3 protein-coding genes are annotated in these 2,861 nt (G+C 22.9%); all 3 read left to right on the top strand.

Annotation, left to right across the window (positions count from 1 at the left end; translation table 11 throughout):
• Nucleotides 1–252 precede the first annotated feature (252 nt).
• The 3 genes from BGI41_RS07540 to hypB all read left to right on the top strand — a co-directional run bounded on the left by BGI41_RS07540 (nucleotide 253) and on the right by hypB (nucleotide 2,541).
• Nucleotides 253–1,146 carry a ribose-phosphate diphosphokinase gene (locus tag BGI41_RS07540; protein ID WP_088540086.1) on the top strand — a complete coding sequence of 298 codons (894 nt, stop codon included), beginning with the start codon at nucleotides 253–255 and terminating at the stop codon, nucleotides 1,144–1,146.
• 50 nt (nucleotides 1,147–1,196) lie between these two features.
• Nucleotides 1,197–1,574, top strand: coding sequence for a hydrogenase maturation nickel metallochaperone HypA (hypA, locus tag BGI41_RS07535; protein ID WP_088540085.1), 378 nt, complete (start codon nucleotides 1,197–1,199; stop codon nucleotides 1,572–1,574).
• Nucleotides 1,575–1,881: 307 nt separating this feature from the next.
• Nucleotides 1,882–2,541, top strand: coding sequence for a hydrogenase nickel incorporation protein HypB (hypB, locus tag BGI41_RS07530; RefSeq protein WP_088540084.1), 660 nt, complete (start codon nucleotides 1,882–1,884; stop codon nucleotides 2,539–2,541).
• Nucleotides 2,542–2,861: the final 320 nt, after the last annotated feature.

The raw sequence follows: 2,861 nt of genomic DNA, 5'->3' as shown, positions 1-2,861 counted from the left end.
ATTATTTGATTTTTATTTATTATTTTTTTCTAAATGTATTTTTTTATTTTATTATTTATTTATATTTTTTATAATTTTTTTATAATCTTTAATTTTTATTTATTCCAATTTATTTTACTATTTTTCATTTTTAAAAATTTTTTTTATATTTTTATAGTTTATAATAATTTTTATATATTTTGAAAAATAAAATATTATTAATTATTTTTTTTAAAAATTTTATAATTTATTTTAATGTATTATGGTGATAAATTGATTGTTAGTGGTTCCGCTTCTCAAAAATTAGCTGCTTCAGTAGCTAAAGAATTAAATGATGTTTTTATAAGGGTAGAAACTAAAAAATTCCCTGATGGGGAAAGGTACCTTCGTGTACATGGGGATGTTGATAAAGAAGTTACTATTATTCAATCTACTGGTTACCCTCAAGATGAACATCTTGTAGAATTATTATTCTTAATTAAAAATCTTAAAGATTTAGGGGCAGAAAAAGTTCGTGTAGTTGTACCTTATATGGGTTATGCTAGACAGGAACGTAGATTTAATGATGGTGAAGCAATCTCTGCAAAAATTGTTTCAGAATTAATTGAACTTGCTGGTGCAGATGAATTTGTTTCTATTAATCTTCATGAAGATTGTGTAAGAGATTTCTTTAATATTCCTGCTTATAATCTTTCAGCAATGCCTGCTATTGCAGAATATATTGATGAAAGTGTAGAAGATCCTTTAATTATTGCTCCAGATAAAGGTGCTTTAGGATTTGCTGAAGAAATTGCAAGTATTTTAGATTGTGATTGTACTTATCTTAAAAAAGTAAGATTAGGTCCAGATAAAGTAGAAACTACTATTGCTGAAATAGAAGATGGGGAAAATAATAAAGTTAATATCTCTTCAGTTAAAGGTAAAGAAGCTGTTATTATTGATGATATTATAGCAACTGGTGGTACTATTGTTAATGCTATTAACATTTTAAAAGATCAAGGTGCAAAAAATGTAAGAGTTTGTTGTGTACATCCAACTCTTGTAAATGATGCAGTTTCAAAAATTTATGCAGCAGGTGCTCTTAATCTTGCAGGTACTGATACTTTAAAATCTGATGTAAGTTTTATTTCTGTTGCTAAAATAATTGCAAATCATTTAAAAGAATAATTTTTTTAATTTTTATATTTTTTTTTAAATTTTATTAAGAGGTAATTGTAATGCATGAATTATCAATGGCTCAAAGTATTATGGATTCTGTTTTAGATAATGCAGAAAAGAATAATGCAACTGCAGTTACTAGTGTTACTTTAGAAATTGGTACATTAGCTATGCTTAATCCAGAACAAGTTAAATTTTTACTTGATGTATTGAAAGAAGATACTATTGCAGCAAATGCAGAATTTATTATTGAAGAAATTCCTGTTAAAATTAAATGTAAAGATTGTGGTTATGAAGGTGGAGCTATTGTAGATGATGCTGATCATTATGCTCCTATGGTTAATTGTCCAAAATGTAATACTTATAGGGTAGATATTACAAATGGTAAAAATGTTATTGTAAAAAATATTAGTGTTGAAATACCTGATGATGATTAAATCATCTACTTTTTTTATTTTTATTTTTATTTTTTAGTTTGAGTTTATATTTTATTGTTTAATTTTTTTTTATTTAGATTTTTTTTATTTTTTAATTCTGTTTAATTGGATTTTATAATTTTTTATTAATTTTTTTAAGTTTTTATGATATTTTTATTACTTTTTCAAGTATTCAATAATAATTTTTAATATTTAAATAAAAATAGTTATATAAAAGAAATATTAAATTTATATAATAATGTAATATTCATATAATTATATTTATCAATGTAATATAATTTTATTAAATAATTATTGAGGAGATAAAATGCATAAAATAGCTGATGTTAAAGTTGCTGAAAATATAATGAAAGCTAATAAAAAATTAGCTGATGATAATCAAAAAATTTTTAATGATAATAATATCTTTTGTGTTGATTTTGTAGGAGCTATTGGTTCTGGAAAAACATCTCTTATTGAACAATTTGTTGATGCAGTAGATGAAAATGTTGGAGTACTTGCTGGAGATGTTATTAGTAAATTTGATGCTGAAAGAATTGAAAAACATAATGTTCCAGTAGAAGGTTTAAACACTGGTAAAGAATGTCATTTAGATGCTCATTTAGTAGAACATGGATTAAGTCATTTACCATTAGATGACTTAGATTATGTTATTATTGAAAATGTTGGAAACTTAATTTGTCCAGTTGATTTTGATTTAGGTTCACATATGAGAGTTGTTGTTGTAAGTGTAACTGAAGGTGATGATACTGTAGAGAAACATCCATTTATTTTCCAAACATCTGATTTAGTTATTATTAATAAAATAGATCTTGCTGATGCAGTAGGTGCAAATGTTGATAAAATGGTTTCTGATGCACATAGATTAAATCCTGATGTTCAAATTATTACTATGAGTTTAAAAGAAGGTAAAGGTTTAGATGAATTTATTGATGCAGTTGAAAAAGCAAAAGCTGCAAGTGAATAAATTCTTTTACTTTTTTTACTTTTTTTAGTTGTTTTTTTATTTTGTTTGTTTTTTTTCTAGTTTTTAATTTTTTAGTTGTTTTCTTTGTTTTGTAGTTTTTATTTTTTTTATTTTTTTTAGTTGTTTTCTTTGTTTTTTTCTAGTTTTTACTTTTTTAGTTGTTTTTTTTATTTTGTTTGTTTTTTTGAAATTTATTCTTTTTTATTTTTTTATTTAAATCTCTTTTACTTTTATTTTTGTTTATTTTAATTTTTTTTTAGATATTTAGTTTTTACTTCTATTTTTTGTATATTATTCAATTTCTATCAAAAATTTTATAT

The organism is Methanobrevibacter sp. 87.7 (assembly GCF_002208625.1).
Lineage (GTDB): Archaea > Methanobacteriota > Methanobacteria > Methanobacteriales > Methanobacteriaceae > Methanarmilla.
Note: the sequence above shows the minus strand (reverse complement) of the source record. Positions and strands in the feature narration are given on the sequence as shown.